This is a genomic window from Herbaspirillum sp. alder98 (assembly GCF_020179755.1).
In the GTDB taxonomy this organism is placed as follows: Bacteria; Pseudomonadota; Gammaproteobacteria; order Burkholderiales; family Burkholderiaceae_D; genus Herbaspirillum.
Genome location: NZ_JAIUCY010000006.1, coordinates 134,397 through 152,012, shown reverse-complemented (window position 1 = coordinate 152,012; position 17,616 = coordinate 134,397). Strand labels below are relative to the sequence as shown.

The 17,616-nt window shown below is 62.3% G+C and carries 17 protein-coding genes and 1 pseudogene; 13 read left to right on the top strand and 5 right to left on the bottom strand.

Annotated features, from left to right (window positions below; translation table 11 throughout):
• Positions 1-112 precede the first annotated feature (112 nt).
• The 4 genes from LBW87_RS15645 to LBW87_RS15630 form a co-directional block, all read right to left on the bottom strand.
• Positions 113-1,012 carry a LysR family transcriptional regulator gene (locus LBW87_RS15645; protein ID WP_225202416.1) on the bottom strand — a complete coding sequence of 300 codons (900 nt, stop codon included), beginning with the start codon at positions 1,010-1,012 and terminating at the stop codon, positions 113-115.
• A gap of 161 nt (positions 1,013-1,173) precedes the next feature.
• Positions 1,174-1,965, bottom strand: a complete 792-nt coding sequence (locus tag LBW87_RS15640) for a MetQ/NlpA family ABC transporter substrate-binding protein (RefSeq protein ID WP_225202415.1) — start codon at positions 1,963-1,965, stop codon at positions 1,174-1,176.
• Between the two features lie 65 nt (positions 1,966-2,030).
• Positions 2,031-2,702 (bottom strand): methionine ABC transporter permease, encoded by a 672-nt coding sequence (locus tag LBW87_RS15635; protein ID WP_225202414.1) that lies wholly within the window; start codon positions 2,700-2,702, stop codon positions 2,031-2,033.
• Positions 2,699-3,706 carry a methionine ABC transporter ATP-binding protein gene (locus tag LBW87_RS15630; RefSeq protein ID WP_225202413.1) on the bottom strand — a complete coding sequence of 336 codons (1,008 nt, stop codon included), beginning with the start codon at positions 3,704-3,706 and terminating at the stop codon, positions 2,699-2,701. Before LBW87_RS15630 ends, LBW87_RS15635 begins: the two co-directional genes overlap by 4 nt.
• A 296-nt stretch (positions 3,707-4,002) precedes the next feature.
• On the opposite strand from LBW87_RS15630, the pseudogene LBW87_RS15625 reads away from it, so the two are divergent.
• The 3 genes and pseudogenes from LBW87_RS15625 to LBW87_RS15615 all read left to right on the top strand — a co-directional run.
• Positions 4,003-4,371 (top strand): annotated as a pseudogene (locus LBW87_RS15625) (DDE-type integrase/transposase/recombinase); the annotation flags it as partial.
• 37 nt (positions 4,372-4,408) lie between these two features.
• On the top strand, positions 4,409-4,837 hold the full coding sequence (locus tag LBW87_RS15620) for a hypothetical protein (protein ID WP_225202412.1): 429 nt from the start codon (positions 4,409-4,411) through the stop codon (positions 4,835-4,837).
• A gap of 245 nt (positions 4,838-5,082) precedes the next feature.
• Entirely contained in the window at positions 5,083-5,580 is a 498-nt protein-coding gene (locus tag LBW87_RS15615) for a contact-dependent growth inhibition system immunity protein (RefSeq protein WP_225202411.1), read from the top strand.
• A 69-nt stretch (positions 5,581-5,649) separates the two neighbouring features.
• Here the strand turns inward: LBW87_RS15615 and LBW87_RS15610 are convergent, their stop codons facing one another.
• A complete protein-coding gene (locus LBW87_RS15610; protein WP_225202410.1) occupies positions 5,650-6,837 on the bottom strand; it encodes an aminotransferase class V-fold PLP-dependent enzyme in 1,188 nt (395 codons plus the stop codon).
• A 220-nt stretch (positions 6,838-7,057) separates the two neighbouring features.
• Between LBW87_RS15610 and LBW87_RS15605 the strand changes: the two genes are divergently transcribed.
• The 10 genes from LBW87_RS15605 (at position 7,058) to LBW87_RS15560 (ending at position 17,612) form a co-directional block, all read left to right on the top strand.
• On the top strand, positions 7,058-7,996 hold the full coding sequence (locus LBW87_RS15605; protein WP_225202409.1) for a LysR family transcriptional regulator: 939 nt from the start codon (positions 7,058-7,060) through the stop codon (positions 7,994-7,996).
• A 127-nt stretch (positions 7,997-8,123) separates the two neighbouring features.
• A complete protein-coding gene (locus LBW87_RS15600) occupies positions 8,124-9,635 on the top strand; it encodes an NAD(P)-binding domain-containing protein (RefSeq protein WP_225202408.1) in 1,512 nt (503 codons plus the stop codon).
• Entirely contained in the window at positions 9,632-10,606 is a 975-nt protein-coding gene (locus LBW87_RS15595; RefSeq protein WP_225202407.1) for an ABC transporter permease, read from the top strand. The genes LBW87_RS15600 and LBW87_RS15595 overlap by 4 nt, the downstream gene beginning before the upstream one ends.
• On the top strand, positions 10,603-11,568 hold the full coding sequence (locus LBW87_RS15590; protein WP_225202406.1) for an ABC transporter permease: 966 nt from the start codon (positions 10,603-10,605) through the stop codon (positions 11,566-11,568). Before LBW87_RS15595 ends, LBW87_RS15590 begins: the two co-directional genes overlap by 4 nt.
• A complete protein-coding gene (locus LBW87_RS15585; RefSeq protein ID WP_225202405.1) occupies positions 11,565-12,554 on the top strand; it encodes an ABC transporter ATP-binding protein in 990 nt (329 codons plus the stop codon). The genes LBW87_RS15590 and LBW87_RS15585 overlap by 4 nt, the downstream gene beginning before the upstream one ends.
• On the top strand, positions 12,547-13,554 hold the full coding sequence (locus LBW87_RS15580) for an ABC transporter ATP-binding protein (RefSeq protein WP_225202404.1): 1,008 nt from the start codon (positions 12,547-12,549) through the stop codon (positions 13,552-13,554). The genes LBW87_RS15585 and LBW87_RS15580 overlap by 8 nt, the downstream gene beginning before the upstream one ends.
• 44 nt (positions 13,555-13,598) lie before the next feature.
• Complete coding sequence (locus tag LBW87_RS15575; RefSeq protein WP_225202403.1) at positions 13,599-15,182, top strand: ABC transporter substrate-binding protein; 1,584 nt, start codon at positions 13,599-13,601, stop codon at positions 15,180-15,182.
• Between the two features lie 4 nt (positions 15,183-15,186).
• Entirely contained in the window at positions 15,187-16,485 is a 1,299-nt protein-coding gene (locus LBW87_RS15570; protein ID WP_225202402.1) for an acyl-CoA thioester hydrolase/BAAT C-terminal domain-containing protein, read from the top strand.
• Positions 16,482-17,000, top strand: a complete 519-nt coding sequence (locus LBW87_RS15565) for a CMD domain protein (protein WP_225202401.1) — start codon at positions 16,482-16,484, stop codon at positions 16,998-17,000. Before LBW87_RS15570 ends, LBW87_RS15565 begins: the two co-directional genes overlap by 4 nt.
• A gap of 12 nt (positions 17,001-17,012) precedes the next feature.
• On the top strand, positions 17,013-17,612 hold the full coding sequence (locus LBW87_RS15560) for a peroxidase-related enzyme (protein ID WP_225202400.1): 600 nt from the start codon (positions 17,013-17,015) through the stop codon (positions 17,610-17,612).
• Positions 17,613-17,616 lie beyond the last annotated feature (4 nt).

The window sequence follows — 17,616 nt, the reverse complement described above, 5'->3', positions numbered from 1 at the left end:
TTGCCCTTGCTGCCATTAGGTGAAAGCCGTTACTCCGAGCGCAAAGTTGGGGCGTCTTCTCACCATTTACGTGCTTGCAGAAGTGTCATTCCCGAGGTGCGGGAAAGTTGATCTACAGCGCCTGGGTAGCGACGTAATTCCAGATGGTCTGGACCAGTTCGTTGCTGTTGCCGCGCACCCGGAACAACGACACATCGAAGCGGATGCGCAGGCTTTGTTCGCCCACGATCATCAGGCGACCCTCGGCCAGGTCCTTTTGCACCAGCCGTTGCGGCAGCCAGGCCACGCCGGTGCCGCGCAAGGCCATTTCCTGTATCGACTCGTAGGAATCGGCCTGGTACACCATCTTCAGCACCGGTTTCTGTTCCAGCTCGGCCAGGTGCTTGGCCAGCACGCCGCGCAACGTCAGCGTTTGCGAAAAGGCCAGCCACGGCACCGCGCCGGCCTTGGCGTCGAGCCGGTACAGCGGGCGCCCGCGCTGGTCGGGGGCCGATACCGGCAGCAGCATTTCATGGGCAATCGTTAGTGATTCGTAGCGCTGGTGATCGATCAGCATGCGCGTGGCCGGGCTCGAATAGATCAGCAGCAGGTCGGCGTCGGATGCGGCCAGCTTGACGATCACGTCCTGCGCGCCGCCGGTGCTGATGGAGACCGGAAACGGCCCGCAATGCTGGCGGATGCCGTCGTACCAGTCGGGAAAGAACGTCTGCGACAGGGTGCGGCCGGTGGCCAGGCGCAGGATGTCGGTGCTCTCGGCGGGCGACTCGCGCAGTTGCGCCCTTGCGGCATACAGCACGTCGCTGGCGTTGTGCGCGGCGTCGAGAAACAATTTGCCGGCGCGGGTCAGCGTCACCGGCTGGGACCGCGTCACCAGCGCCGCGCCGACCCATTGTTCCAGGGCCTTGATGCGGCGGCCGAAGGCAGGGTGGGTGACGAAACGGTTTTCTGCCGCGCGCGAAAAGCTGCGCGTGCGCGCCAGTTCGATGAAGTCTTCCAGCCAGACCAGATTCACGTGCGTGTCCCCTTGATGGTTGCGCGCCTTGCGGTGAATGTCTGATTGATAACAACGATGCGCGCGATGGTCCGCAATTCTAGCCGACCGCAGCCGAAATAAAAAAAGGCCATGGATCACGCCATGGCCCGGGTGTGGCTGGTTGAATCAGAACGTCCGTATTAGAAGGCCGGTACCACCGCGCCCTGGTATTTCTCTTCGATGAACTTCTTCACGTCCGCAGTGTTGAGCGCCGCAGCCAGTTTCTTGATGGCGGCGCTGTCCTTGTTGTCTTCGCGCGCCACCAGCAGGTTGGCGTAGGGCGAATTGGCGTCTTCGATGAACAGCGAATCCTTGACCGGGTTCAGCTTGGCCTCAAGCGCATAGTTGGTATTGATCAGCGCCACGTCGACCTGATTCAGCACGCGCGGCAGCGTGGCCGCTTCGAGCGCGCGGAACTTCAGCTTCTTTGGATTCTCGGTGATGTCCTTCTGGGTCGACGAGATGTTGGAGGTGTCCTTCAGCTTGATCAGCCCATTGCGCGCCAGCAGCAGCAAGGCCCGACCCGAATTGGACGGGTCGTTGGGAATGGCGATGGTGGCGCCATCAGGAATATCGGCCACCTTCTTGTACTTCAGCGAATAGGCTGCAAACGGCTCGACGTGCACCTTGGTCACCGGCACCTCGATGTCATTCTTGTGGCTCTTCTTGAACTGGTCGAGGTAGGGCTGGTGCAGGAAGAAGTTACCGTCGACCTGTTTCTCGTTGGTCTGCGCGGCCGGCTGCACGTAGTCGGTGAAGACCTTGATCTGCAGGTCGATGCCTTCCTTGGCCAGCGCCGGCTTGATGTGTTCCAGGATCTCGGCATGCGGCACCGGCGTGGCGGCGATCACCAGTTTGTCGGCCGCGTGCGCGGCTGCAGTAAAGCCCAGGGCCGCGCCCAGGATCAGGGCAGGGATCAGTTTGATTTTCATGCGGAGTGCTCCTTGTTATGGTGAGGCTTTATTAATGATTAAAGATTGACGAGGGGTGAATCGCATCAGCGACGCGTGAAGCGCAGCACCAGGCGGTCGCCGAAGAACTGCAGCAGCTGCACCAGCACCACCAGGATGGCGACCGTGACCACCATCACTTCGGTCTGGAAGCGCTGGTAGCCGTAGCGAATCGCCAGGTCGCCCAGGCCGCCGCCGCCGATCACGCCCGACATGGCGGCGTACGACATGAGCGTGATGGCGGTGATGGTGACGGCCGCCAGCAATCCCGGCAGCGCCTCGGGCAGCAACGCGCCAAAGATGATCTGGCGGCGGCGCGCGCCCATGGCGGTACAGGCTTCGATGACGCCGCGGTCGATCTCGCGCAGCACGCTTTCGGTCAGCCGCGCAAAGAACGGCGCGGTGCCGATCACCAGCGGCGGGATGGCGCCGGTGACGCCCAGCGAAGTGCCCACCAGCCACAGCGTGAACGGAATCAGCACGATCAGCAGGATCAGGAAAGGCACCGAGCGCAGTACATTGACCAGCAGCGACAAGACTAAATAAACGCCGCGTTGCTGCAGCAACTGGCGGCGATTGGTCAGGAACAGCAGGATCCCCAGCGGCAAGCCCAGCAGCACCGTGAAGAACAGCGAGCCGCCGGTCATGGCCAGCGTCTCGACGGTGGCATCCCACACTTCCGGCCAGTCGATCAGACTCATGTCGAAGGCGATGCTCATGCCAGCACCTCATGCTGGATCTGCCGTTCGGCCAGCCGCGCCAGGACCTGCGTGACGGCCTCTTCACCGCCGGAGAACTCGACCAGCAACTGGCCGTAAGGGATGTCCTTCAGGCGCGACACATGGCCCTCGATAATGGTGGCCAGGGCAGCGGTGGCGTGCGTCAGTTGCGACAGGATCGGCTGCGCAGCCAACTCGCCCGCATACGACAGGCGCACCAGTCGCGCGCCATCGCGCCGCTGCCGGGGCAACTGGTCGTCTTCGGCTTCGGACGCACCCAGCAGGCGCCGCGTGACGGCATGGCGTGGTTGCAGGAACAGCTCGACCACCGGTCCGCTTTCGACCACCCGCCCGCCGTCGAGCACGGCCACGCGGTCGCAGACGGTGCGGATCACTTCCATTTCGTGGGTGATCAGCACGATGGTCAGGCCCAGCTTGCGATTGATGTCGAGCAGCAGGCGCAGGATCGAATGGGTGGTTTCGGGATCGAGCGAAGAAGTGGCTTCGTCGCACAGCAGCAGTTGCGGGGTATTGGCCAGCGCCCGGGCGATGCCCACGCGCTGCTTCTGCCCACCTGACAATTGCGCCGGGTATTGGTCGCGATGTTGTTCCAGTCCGACCAGCTGCAACAGTTCGGTGACGCGATCGCTGCGTTGCTGTCGACTGTAGCGCCCGGTGATCCTGAGTGGCCAGTCGATGTTGTCGGCCACGGTACGGGCATTGAGCAGGTTGAAGTGCTGGAAGATCATGCCGATGCGCTGGCGCAAGCCCAGCAGCGCCTCGTGGCCCAGTTCGGTGATGTCGACGCCTTCGATCAGCACGCGTCCGGCATCGGGGCGCTCCAGCATGTTGAGGCTACGGATCAGCGTGCTCTTGCCGGCCCCGGAGCGGCCGATGATGCCAAACACTTCGCCCTGGGCGATGTCGAGGTTGATATCGGTCAGGGCGACGATGTCGCGCTTGCCGGTGTTATAACTTTTGTGCAGTTGCTCGATGCGAATCACGTTGATCAGTTCTAAGTGGACTGATCGAGTCTAGCGCGACGTGTTGCCGGGCCGGAACTGATAAAAATGTGATTGCTTATGCGGGAATGGTTGGTGTTGTTGCCTGCGGTCGAGGGGGGGCAATACCGACGTTCCATGCCATGTGCCGATAGCGGCGAAGCATTTTCTTGGAATACTGCGAAAGACACTGGGTCCTGACTTGCGTCAGGGCGACGGGGCAATGGGTGTCGACGTAGATTGAACGATAGTTATCCCGTCGCGCCGGCGAAGGCCGGTGCCCAGTGTCGTTCGTACCCAGCGATCTGGTGTTGCAAGCATTGTTAGCGGCAGTCTGGAAACGTAAACCAGGGCCCGGCGTAATGGTACATTCCGATCAGGGAAGCCAGTTCACTAGTGATGACTGGCAGTTATTCCTGAAGGCCCACCATATGGTGCCGAGTATGCGCCGTCGCGGTAACTGCCATGATAACGCCGTTGCAGAAAGCTTCTTTAGCGCCTTGAAGAAGGAGCGAATCACGCGGCATATTTACCCGAACAGGGCTACCGCGACAACAGACGTATTCGATTACATTGAAATGTTCTACAACCTAATTCGTCGGCATGGCTCCGCTGGCGACTTGTCACCTGTAGAGTTCGAGAAGCGCTACGCGCTAAATGACTTGTGAGTGTCTACTGAAGGCTGGCCGGTCCAGGAAAATAATAATGGATGTCAAAGAATTACTTAACTCTAGTTCTATTTCAACGGATGCTCTAATTGAAGTAACAGGATGGCTTGTTGATCAAACAAATGGATTGTTTCTCCTTGGAGAGCATTATCCAGAAGATTTCGATTTCCCAATAAAAGTAAAAATATCTAATTCAAATGTAATTTACCCAATACTCAAAGTGGTCCCGAGCCTTGGCGGAGGAAAATCGGCGTTGTTTTATAAAGCAAAAATCCTTGGAAGGAAGAATAAAAGCAATGAACTTGAAATTGATCGTATCTATATTCAAAAAGATAGAGCTACAAATGAACTTCATGAAATCGATGTAAATGACGCTCTTGTTATAGAGTCTGTAAGAAAATTTGGTGATTACAATTTCAATCATTCTAGAGATCCGATGGGAGATTGGTTAGATGATTTTAAATAGATGGGAGTGAGTTAAGGGTGATCTGCATCGGTAGATCCAGACCACCCCGAAAGTGAGTTTTTCGGCAAACTAGGCCTTATAGCGAAGGAGGTTTGCCATCAAGAAAAAACGTTTCTCAATAGAGAAAATTGTTGCGATGCTGAAGCAGGCTGAACTGGGTATGCCGGTAGCAGAAGTGTGGACCGACCAGATTTTAGTAGACATAGCGGAGTCATAACTGATGGCAGCCGAACGAAGGTGAACTGATGAGAAATACATCAAAGGCTACGGTATATTTCAATGGCGACTTATACCAAGTCATCACGACGTCGCAAGGTATGCTTAGTTATGATGATCCTGAAGTTGCAGCACAGATTCTCCCATCTACATCTACGGACCCTGAGTTGGGAGCAGCATTGAAGTCGGCGTTAGCTAAAAGCAAGCAAACACCCGTGGCACAGTTTCAAGAGATTTTCAAATCCGGGATCGTGCAAAAGATCGCCAAAGAGCGCGAAATCGGGCTGATGCAGCAATACGGCTATAAGACGCGCAAGGCGCTAATGAGAAAAATGGCTTGCTGCTGGATTACGGCTGACGACGATAGAATCGAGATCAAGCCTACTCATCACAAGAATATTGGCGGCTACTCTGGTATTAGCAATGATGGGCCGGAGATTCTTTTTGTCGACAGGCGCATCAACGATGAACAACTAGGCGCATCTCTAAGGGAAGGGTTTGCCCGCTGCACCAGTGCAGTTGCTTAGGACCACGCCCACCTTAGCTGACTTTTTAGTGCGATCTGATCCGCCGTTGTCACCGGCAGCGCACGCGCCCTAAGCCGCTTGCAGTGCCTCAACCACCGCCACCTGCCTTACCGCCGCAATCACATAATCGATCTCGGCCTCGGTAGTGCCGCGTCCCAGCGAAAAACGCACCGCATTGCGCGCCACATCGGGTGAACGGCCAATGGCCAGCAGCACGAAGGAGGGGGCCGATGCGGCCGAGTTACAGGCCGAACCGGCCGATACCGCCACGCCCAGCAACTGGCTGCCCAGGGGGCCGCGCCGCGTCGGCGCAAAACTGACGTTCAGGTTGTGCGGCACGCGCTGCTCGCTGCAGCCATTCAATTGCACCCCAGGCAAGTCGCGAATGCCAGCCCACAGGCGATTGCGCAAGGCTTTTACCCGCGCCGCTTCCTCATGCAGGCGCTCGCGCGCCAGCGCAAAGGCCGCGCCCATGCCGACGATCTGGTGCGTGGCCAGGGTGCCCGAACGCATGCCGTTCTCGTGACCACCGCCGTCGATCTGCGCTTCCAGCTTCAGGCCGGACGTGCTGCGCACATACAGCGCGCCGATGCCCTTGGGGCCATACACCTTGTGCGCCGAGAACGACATCAGGTCGACCTTCAACTGCGTCAGGTCGATGGGGATCTTGCCCGCCGCCTGCACCGCATCGACGTGAAACACCACGCCCTGCGCGGCGCAGAGTTCGCCCAACTCGGCAATCGGCTGGATCACGCCGATCTCGTTGTTGACGTACATCACCGACGCCAGGATGGTGTCCGGGCGCAAGGCTGCACGCAATTGTTCTGGGGTAATCAGGCCATTGGCCTGGGGTGTCAAATAGGTAATGTCGAAACCGGCGCGCTCCAGCGTGTGCATGGTGTCGAGCACCGCCTTGTGCTCGGTGGCCACCGTCACCAGGTGACGGCCCTTGTGGCCCAGCGACTGGGCGATGCCCTTGATGGCCAGGTTGTTCGATTCGGTCGCGCCCGAGGTCCAGACGATTTCATTGGGCTGCGCCCCGACCAGCGCGGCCACGTCGGCGCGCGCATGCTCGACCGCGCGGCGCGCTTCCCACCCGAACGGGTGCGAGCTGCTGGCGGCATTGCCGAACTTGTTGGTCAGGTAGTCGCACATGGCCTGCGCCACTTGCGGGTCGACCGGCGTGGTCGCGCCATAGTCGAGATAGATGGGGAAGACGAGATCGGCCGGCGGGCGACAGGGAGCGGAATCGTTCATGACCAGGTGCAGGTTGATAAGTAACGGGTCTACCTTACGGCACGTCTGTTAGTTGGAAAACAAATATAAATTTATTTTCTTATGCAAATTAACAACTAAGGCGTGATGGCAAGCGTTTTGGTGCTGGCATTAGCTTATACAAAATTATTATACTGAAACGGAATGAATAGAATCCTATAATTCGAAAATCATATACAAGGATAGTCGCGCCGACGTCACAATGGACCTCAACCAGCTCGAAGCCTTTGCGGCAGTCATGACGATCGGCAGCATCACCGGCGCAGGGCGCAGCCTTGGGCGTTCGCAGCCGGCCGTCAGCAAGACCATTGGCGAGCTCGAAGCCGAGCTCGGCTATGCCCTGTTCGACCGCAACGGTCCGCGCGTCACGCCGACGGCCAAGGCCTTTCTATTGTATGAAGAGGTCGAACGTTCGCTAGTAGGCTTGCGCAGCATTCGCGAGCGGGCCGCCGAAATCGGACGGGACGAGGCTCAGCCGGTACACATGGTCGCCACGCCGGCCCTGGCCTCGACCATCGCCCCGGCTGCGCTGCAACTGGTGGCGCAGGGCGGGGCGCCGGGCTTGCCCGAGCACATTCAGCTGCGTAGCGCCTCGGCCGAGCAGGTGGTGCATGCGGTACTGCATCGCACCGTCAGCCTGGGGCTGACCAGCTTGCCGGTGGCGCACCGCGGCCTGCAATTGCACTGGATCGGCGAGGCGCCTTGCGTGGCCGTGATGCGGGCCGACCATCCGCTGGCCGGTGAGCGCAGTATTTCACGTCAGGTGCTGCAGGGGCAGCGGGTGATCACCATGTCCAACCGCTACCGGTTGCGCCAGCGCATCGAAACCGCCCTGGGCGCCGAGCAACCGCTGGACGTGGCGATCGATACCAATACGTCGTTGAATGCCATCATGGCCGCGCACGCGGGGCTGGGGGTGGCGCTGGTGGAGCCGATCACGGCGCGCGGCATGCCCATCGAGGGCCTGGTGGTGCGCCCCCTGGCCGTTGAGATACCGTTCTACTTCGGCGTGGTGACACCGTTCGGCAAGCCCATTACGGCCACCACCGAAGCCTTGATCGAAGCAGTGGAAAGCGCCGCCCGCAGTCTGTTGCATGGTTTCGTCAAACGCGACGCGGCCGCACATGATGAGTTGTTGTAATCGAGTTGTCGTAATGAAAAGGGCTGGCAGGCGCGCGCAATGTGCGCCGCTGGCGAGACGACGCAGCAAAGCCCGGCCGGGGTGGGCCAGCGTCGCATTCGGTAGAACCTGTTAAAGAAAGATCACCATGGCAGTCACACCAAGTTTCCCGGATAACAACACCGGCGCCGGGCCAGCGGCAGGCATCGGCCTGGCCGCGCTCGAAGCGCGGCTGCGCCAGGACCTCGAATGGCTGGCACTGCCCGGCAAGTCGTGGACGCCGGTCATCAGCCGCGACGGCCAGGATGTGCTGGACGTGGCCATCATCGGCGGCGGCCAGGCCGGGATGGCGGCGTCGGTGGCGCTGTCGCACCTGGGCGTGCGCAATGTCATTTTTGATCAGTCACCGGAAGACTTCGAAGGCCCCTGGGCCACCACCGCGCGCATGGAAACGCTGCGCTCGCCCAAGACCCTGACCGGCCCGGCCCTGGGTTTTTCGACGCTGACCTTCCGCGCCTGGTTCGAGGCCCAGTTCGGCCTGGAGGCATGGAATGCGCTGGACAAGATCCCGCGCCTGCAATGGATGGATTACCTGCGCTGGTACCGGCGCGCCATGCGCCTGGACGTGCGCAACCAACACCGCCTGCAACGGATACAGCCGCGCGCCGATGGCGTGGTCGAACTGCATCTGTCCACCCCCAATGGCGCGGCCTTCGTGCTGGCGCGTCGGGTGGTGCTGGCCACCGGCCGCGACGGCCTGGGCGGCGCGGCCTTGCCGCCATTGGCGCAGGCGCTGCCGCGCAACAAGTGGGCGCATTCTTCCGACGTGTTCGACTATGGCAGCCTGAAGGGCAAGCGGGTCGCGGTCATCGGTGGCGGCTCGTCCGCCATGGACAGCGCCGCGACTGCCCTCGAAGAGGGCGCAGCCCGGGTCGACCTGTTGATCCGTCGCCAGGAACTGCCGCGCGTCAACAAGGGAAAAGGTTCGGGTAATCCGGGCCTGGTCAATGGCCACTGGCATCTGCCGGATGAATGGAAGTGGCGCATCCGTAATTACGTCAATCGCCAGCAGGTGCCGCCGCCGTCGGGCAGCACCCGTCGCGTATCGGCCTTTGCCAATGCGCGCTTCCTGCTGGGCACCGCTATCGAGGGCGCCACGGTGCAGGGCGACGTGGTGCAGTTGCAGACCTCGCGTGGCGCGCTGGAGGTCGACTTCGTGATCTTCTCGACCGGCTTCAAGGTCGACTGGAACATCCGCCCCGAATTTGCCACCATCGCCCCACAGATCCTGAGCTGGGCCGACCGCTTCACGCCACCGGCGGGCGAAGAAGACGCCGAGCTGCGCGACATGCCTTACCTGGGCCCGGTCTTCGAGTTCCAGCAGAAGTCGCCTGGCGCCTTGCCGGGACTGGAGCGGGTGCATTGCTTCTGCTATCCGGCGGTGGCCAGCCACGGCACCATCTCGGGCGATATCCCGGCCATCAGCGATGGCGCCTATCGTCTGGCGCAAGGCATCGCCGCCCAGTTGTACAGCGAAGACGTGGCGTATCACTACGTCAATATCCAGGCCTATGAAGAACCGGAGCTGGTCGGCGACGAGTGGACCGAATCGCCCTGGGAACTGCAGGATGGAAACACGCCGACAGGGAACACGCCATGACCCAGGCGATCGTGCGCAGCCTGTTGCAGGCGTTGATGGTGGTGTTGTTGATGACGGTGATCGTCTTCTTCGGCCTGCACATGATCGGTAACCCGGTCGATATCCTGATCGGGCAGGACGTCGATCAGGTCGATCGCCTGCGCATCATCAAGGAACTGGGCCTGGACCAGCCGGTGTGGCGCCAGTACCTGGCGTTTCTCAATGGCGCGTTGCATGGCAACCTGGGTAACAGTTTCGTCTATAACACGCCGGCCATCCTGCTGATCTTCCAGCGTCTGCCCGCCACCCTGGAGCTGGCCGTGGCGGCCTTGCTGCTGGCGGTGCTGATCGGTATCCCGCTGGGCCTGCTGGCTGGCATGAAGCCGGATCACCCGCTGTCGCGACTGGTGATGACGGGCAGCATCTTCGGTTTTTCCTTGCCCACCTTCTGGATCGGCCTGATGCTGATCATGGCCTTCTCGGTGACGCTGGGCTGGTTGCCCTCGGGCGGACGCGGGCAGACCGCGCCGCTCTTCGGCGTGCAATGGTCGTGGCTGACGGCGGACGGCTGGCGTCACATGCTGCTGCCGGCGATCAACCTGTCGCTGTTCAAGATTTCGCTGGTGATCCGGCTCACGCGCGCCAATGTGCGCGAGGTGCTGCCGATGGATTACGTGCGCTTTGCCCGCGCCAAGGGCCTGTCGCCGGCGAGGGTGGTGCTGATGTATGTATTGCGCAATACGCTGATTCCACTGGTGACGGTGCTGGGCCTGGAGTTCGGCTCCACCATCGCCTTCGCGGTGGTCACCGAAAGCATCTTCGCCTGGCCGGGCGCAGGCAAGCTGATCCTGGACAGCATCAACGCGCTGGATCGTCCGGTGATCGTGGCTTACCTGATGGTGATCGTGTGCATGTTCGTGGCCATCAACCTGATCGTCGACGTGCTCTATAAGTTTCTTGATCCCCGCGTGCGGGTGGAGGTACGCGCATGAGTACGCCTGAGACCACGAATGCCGTCATGACCCAGGCCGAGGTGCGCGAGCGCATCGCCCAGATGTCGGCCTTCACCGCACCGTCCCGCGAGTCGCCCTGGCGTCGCGTGCTGCGCCATTTCGTCGCGTCGAAGTCGGCCATGCTGGGCCTGGCCATCGTGCTGTTGCTGATCGTGGCGGCGCTCGCCGCGCCCTGGATCACGCCGCAGAATCCCTACGACCTGATGCAGCTCGACGTGCTCGATTCGCGCCTGCATCCCGGCACGCCCAACGGCGCCGGCACTTATACCTATTGGCTGGGCACCGACGGCCAGGGGCGCGACCTGGTCTCGGCCATTCTGTATGGCTTGCGCATCAGCGTGGGCATCGGCGTCGGCTCGGCGCTGATCGCCGGCATCATCGGTACCCTGGTCGGTTTGCTGGCGGCCTATGCCGGCGGCAAGATCGATGCGCTGCTGATGCGCCTGGCCGACCTGGTGCTGTCGTTTCCTTCGATCCTGGTGGCGATGCTGATCCTGGCGTACGTGGGCAAGGGCATCTTCAACGTGATGGCGACCCTGGTGGTGCTGGAGTGGGCCTATTACGCCCGTACTGCGCGCGGCCAGGCGCTGGTCGAGCGCCAGAAGGAATATGTGGAAGCCGCGCGCGGCCTGAACCTGTCGGCCTGGCGCATCATGGTGCGCCACATCCTGCCCAACTGCCTGCCGCCGCTGATCGTGATCGGCACGCTGCAGGTGGCGCGCGCCATCACGCTGGAGGCGACCCTGTCGTTCCTCGGTCTGGGCGTGCCGATTACCGAGCCCTCGCTGGGCCTGCTGATTTCGAATGGATACCAGTACATGCTCTCGGGCGAATACTGGATCAGTTTTTACCCAGGCATCACGTTGTTGATCGTGATCGTCGCCATCAACCTGGTGGGCGACCGTCTGCGCGACATCCTGAATCCGAGGTGGCAGAAATGAGCGCCGTGACCAGTATCCCTACATTGGAGGTGCGCAACCTGCGCACCCACTTCTTTACGCCTGACGGCGTGCTGCCGGCGGTCGACGATGTGTCGCTGTCGGTGTCGCGCGGACGCATCCTGGGCCTGGTCGGTGAATCCGGCTCCGGCAAGAGCGTGACCGGTTTCTCGATCCTGGGGATGGTCGACAACCCCGGGCGCATCGTCGGCGGACAGGTGCTGTTCCAGGGACGCGACCTGGTCACGCTGGACAAGACTTCATTGCGCGAACTGCAGGGCAACCGCATCGCGATGATCTTCCAGGACCCGATGATGACGCTCAACCCGGTGCTCAGGATCGAGGCGCAGATGGTCGATGCGGTGCTGGCGCACAGCAAGGTCAGCCGCCGCGAGGCGCGCGATCTGGCGCGCGACACGCTGGGGCTGATGGGCATCGCCAGCCCCGAGGAGCGCTTGCAGGCGTATCCGCATCAATTGTCGGGGGGCATGCGGCAACGGGTGGCGATCGCCATCGCCATGCTGCACAAGCCCGACCTGATCATCGCCGACGAGCCGACTACGGCGCTGGATGTGACGATCCAGGCGCAGATATTGGCCGAGGTGCAGAAACTGGCGCGCAGCCATGGCACGGCATTGATCTGGATCACCCACGACCTGTCGGTGGTGGCGGGCCTGGCCGATGAAGTGGCGGTGATGTATGCCGGGCGCATCGTCGAACAGGGCGCGGTCGATGCGGTGCTGGATGCGCCCTTGCATCCTTATACCCAGGGCCTGATCGGCAGCCTGCCGGGCAACAACCGGCGTGGCCAGCGCCTGCGGCAGATTCCGGGCATGACGCCCAACCTGTTGCACCTGCCGCCCAGCTGCGCCTTCGCCCCGCGTTGCGAGCGGGTGGCCCAGCAATGCCTGGTGGCCCCGGCCATCAGCGAGCCGCAGGCCGGACGCCTGGTGCGCTGCTTTCATCCGGGTGGCATGCAGCATGGATAAGACAATGACACCGATCATCGAAACCCGCGCCGTCTCCAAGCGCTTCGGCGAACGCCGCAGCACCTGGCTGGCGCGCCAATTGCAACAACGCGGCTGGCTGCGTCCGGCTGCCGTCACCCGCGCGCTGGACCAGGTCGACCTGCAGGTCATGCCGGGCGAAGTGGTGGGGCTGGTGGGCGAATCCGGTTGCGGAAAATCGACCCTGGGCCGTGTGGCGGCAGGGCTGCTGGACCCGTCCGACGGCCAGGCGCTGGTCAATGGCCGCGACCGCTCGGCGTTGTCGGGTGAAGAGCGCGCCCGCGCCCGGCTCGATGTGCAGATGATCTTCCAGAACCCGTACGCCAGCCTCAACCCGCGCCTGCGCGTAGACCAGATCGTGGGCGAGGCGGCGCAGGTCAATGGCAAGGTCAGCGGCGAACTCGACGATTATGTCTCGCAGCAACTGATGCGGGCCGGGCTCGATCCGGCGTTGCGCGACCGTTATCCGCACCAGTTCTCGGGCGGCCAGCGCCAGCGCATCGGGATCGCCCGCGCACTCGCGGTGCAACCGCGCATGCTGGTGTGCGACGAAGCCGTGGCCGCGCTGGATGTGTCGATCCAGGCGCAGATACTTAATCTGTTTGCCGACCTGCGCGAGCAGCTTGGCCTGACCTATCTGTTCATCAGTCATGACCTGGGCGTGGTCGAGCATATCTGCGACCGGGTGGTGATAATGTACCTGGGGCGGGTGGTCGAGAGCGCGCCGGTGGCAGAACTGTTTGCGCGCCCCAATCATCCTTATACCCAGGCCTTGCTGGCGGAGGTGCCGCGGCTGTCGAACCGGAAGAAGGAATTCACCGCCATCCGGGGCGAGATTCCCAGCCCCTTGCATCCACCGTCGGGTTGCCATTTCAATCCGCGCTGTCCGCATGCCATGGCGCGCTGTCGCCAGGAGGTGCCGGTCTTGCGCGAGGTTGCACCCGGTCATCGTAGCGCCTGTCATCTCAATGAAGTCCAGTAACAGCATTCTTATCTGAAACCCTGTAACACCACAGAGGAACACACATGAAAAAGACTCTCCTGGCCCGCCTGCTGGCCGTGGCATTGACCGGCGTGGCGCTGGCTGGCGCAGCGCAAGCCGTGCGCGCCCAGAACCTCAACATCGCCTTCGCCGACCCCTTGTCGTCGCTCGACCCGCAGTTGAACAACCACGCCGGCGATCGCTCGGTGGACCTGCATTTCTGGGACCTGCTGGTCGAGAACAACTACAACAAGCTGCAACCCGGCCTGGCGCTGTCTTGGAAGAACGTCGACCCCAAAACCTGGGAATTCAAGCTGCGTCCCAACGTGAAATGGCAAGATGGCAAAGCCTTCACTGCCGATGACGTGATCTTCTCGTACCAGCGCGCGCGCAGCGTGCCGGGCAGTGTGGCGACCTTCGCCGGCTATCTGCGCACGGTCGAATCGGTTACCGCCAAGGATCCGCTGACGCTGGTCATCAAGACCAATATTCCTAACCCCGACCTGCCGCTGAACCTGGCGTCGGTGCATATCGTCAGCAAGCACGTGGGCGAGAAATCGACCACCGAAAACTATAACAGCGGCGCCGCCGTGGTCGGTTCCGGTCCGTTCAAGTTCGTCTCCTACACCCCGGGCGACCGCGTGGTGATGCAGCGCAACGACACTTACTGGGGGCCCAAGCCGCTGTGGGACAAGGTCAACTATCGCTACATCAACAATGCCGCCGCGCGCACCGCGGCGCTGCTGTCGGGCGACGTCGACGTGATCGACAAGGTCTCGGTGTCGGACATCGCCAAGCTGAAGCAGTCGCCCAACGTCACCGTCTATCCCTACAACGGCTTGCGCGTGCTGCTGATCCAGCCGACCTTCCATGACGGCCCCAGCCAGTACATCACCGACAACGCCGGCAAGCAGCTCGACAAGAACCCGCTGCAAGACGTGCGCGTGCGTCGCGCCATGTCGCTGTCGATCAATCGCAAGGCCATCATCGACCGTATCCTGCAAGGCGCTGCCACCGAAGCCAACCAGTGGATGCCGGCCGACACCTTCGGCTACAACCCCGAGATCAAGGACATCGCCTTCGACGCCGCCCAGGCCAAGAAGCTGCTGGCCGAGGCCGGTTTCCCGGACGGTTTCAAGCTGACCATCCACGTGCCTAACGACCGCTATCCGCAAGCGCCCGAAACGCTGCAGGCGGTGGCCCAGTTCTGGACCCGCATCGGCATCAAGACCCAGGTCGAGGTGCTGCCATGGGCATCGTATTCGGCGCGCGCCAACAAGAACGAGTTTGCCGTGTCGGTGCTGGCATGGGGTAACGGTACCGGTGAAGCCAGCTATGCGCTGGTCAACGTGCTGGGGTCGGTCGATCCCAAGAAGGGCATCGGCGCATCCAACTGGAATCACTACAGCAACCCTGCGGTCGACAAGGCGCTGGCCGATTCGACGGCCGAGTTCGATGCCGCCAAGCGCGAAGCCATCCTGCGCGCCTCGGCCAAGGTGGTGTCGGACGACGTCGGTGTGATCCCGCTGTATCACTACCAGAACATCTGGGCTGCCAAGAAGGGCCTGAAGGTCACCCCTTCCAGCAGCGACCGTACCACCGCGATGATGGTCACCCCGGTCAAGTAAGACCATGGCCGATCTTTCGATTGTCATCACGCCGGCCGACGACTTGATCGACGTGCCGCGTCGCATCGTGATACGTGGCGCCAGCCCGGGCCAGGCGTTGCAGGTGGTAGCGTCGACGCTGCGCCGGGGCGCCGAATGGCGCAGCAGCGTCCGCTTCATCGCCGATGCGCAGGGCGAAGTCGACCTGTCGACCCAGGCGCCGCTGGAAGGCGACTACCAGGGCGTCGATCCGATGGGCTTGCTGTGGTCGCAGACGCCGGTGCAGGCCGGTCGTCGCGACAACTTCAATGCCGATGTGAGCGCGCCGCTGGCGACCCGCATCACGGCCGGCTCAGCCTCGGCCGAGCTGGTGCAACGCCTGGCCGCGCCCGGCGTGGTGCGGCGCGAGGTGCGCGAAGAGGGGCTGGTCGGCACCTTGTTCCTGCCGGCCACGCCGGGGCCGCATCCGGCGGTGATGATCGTCAACGGCTCCGGCGGCGGCATCAACGAACCGCGTGCGGCCTTGTATGCCTCGCGTGGCTATGCCGCCTTTGCGCTGGCTTATTTCAAGGCGCCGGGGCTGTCCGACTATATCTCTAACACGCCGCTGGAATACTTCGAGCGCGGTCTCGACTGGCTGCGCGCCGAAGTGCATCCGAAAGATGATTTCGTGGCCATCAGCGGTCAATCGCGTGGTGGCGAACTGGTGTTGTTGCTGGCGGCCACCTTCCCGGCCAAGGTCTCGGCCGTGTTGGCCTACGTGCCCAGTGCGCTGGTGCATAGCGGCCAGAATGCGGCCGACCCGGCGGTGGGGCGCGAAGGGCCGACCTGGCTATTGCGCGGGCAGCCGTTGCCGCACCAGTGGACCGACAACCGCAGCGCCAGCTGGAAGCCATTCGACGATGGCCCGGCGCCGCATCGCCACGAGCTGGCCATGTTGACCGCCCTGGAGGACGCAGAGGCGGTCGCGCGTGCGCGCATTCCGGTCGAGAATATCCAGGCGCCGGTATTATTGCTGTCGGCCACCGACGATGGCTCGTGGCCGTCGAGCCGTTATTGCGCGATGGTGCGCGACAAGCTGGCCGAAGTGGGATATCGCTGGCCGGTGTTGTGGCGTAACTACCAGGATGCCGGTCATTCCATCCTGTTCCCGTTCGTGCCGACTACCCAGACCACGTATGCCCATCCGGTGTCGGGCCGCATCAGCACCGGCGGCGGCGAGCCGTCGGCCAATGCCCGCGCCGATCTCGATTCATGGCAGCAGGCGCAGCAGTTCCTGCGCGACGCTGTCGCAACGCATTCACTCCGAAAGGACCTCGCATGAGCACCCCGATCTACGATATCGACAACGATGTCATCGACCAACTGGCCGGCCTGCAAGCCGGCAGCCCGCTGCATACCCTGCGCCACCAGCGCGAAAAAGTGGCGGTCGCCTCGCAGGGCAGCTACGACACCCTGTTCGATCCGGCGCTGGAAGGCATCGGCCTCGACGAGCGCCTGCTGGTCGCGCTGTACGCCTGCCGTCTGGCCGGCGCCGCCGATGTCGCCGCGCACTACCGCACCCGCGCTCAGGCGCTGCCGGTCGATGCGGCGCAACTGGCCGTCGCCGACAGTGGCGAACCCGAGCAGTTGGCCGAGGGTCGTCTGCGCGCCATGCTGGTCTTTACCCGCGCCCTGACGCAACGTCCGGTCGAAGGCGACAAGGCGGCCATCGAGAAGCTGCCGGCCGCCGGCATCAGCACCCCGGCGGTGGTCGCGCTGTCGCAGCTGATCGCCTTCATCTCGTACCAGCTGCGCGTGGTCGCTGGCCTCAAGGCGATGCAGGCCGCCAACCAATAACAGGAGAACCGCATGAGCAACGTCATCAAATCCAACGGTTTCACCAACGAGTCGCTGGAGTGGGATGCCTGGCTGGACGTGATCACGCTGGAGCAAGCCAGCGAAGACCAGATCAAGGTGCTGGAAGAGAGCAATCCCAAGGCCAAGACCTCCGACTATTACCTGTTCCTGGCGCACCAGCCTGACATCCTGCGTCAGCGTTCGGCAGCCTTCAACGCCATCATGTACGCGCCGGGCGGCATGTCGCGCGCCGAGCGCGAGCTGGGTTCGCTGGTGGTCTCGCGCATCAACGGTTGCGTCTATTGCGCCTCGGTGCATGCACAGCGCTTCGAGCAACTGGCCAAGCGCAGCGACACCGTGCAGCAGGTGTTCGACAACCCTTACGGTTCCGGTATCGATGCGCGTGAAAAGGCGATCGCCAAATTCTCGGCCGAACTGACCGAGCAACCCGATGCGATCGATGCGGTCAAGATCGCGGCCTTGAAGGAAGTCGGCCTGAACGATCTGGAAGTGCTGGACCTGATCCATTCGATCGCCATCTTCGCCTGGGCCAATCGCCTGATGCTCAACCTGGGCGAGCCGGTGTTTGCCGACGGTAGCCGTGCCGAGTGAGGGC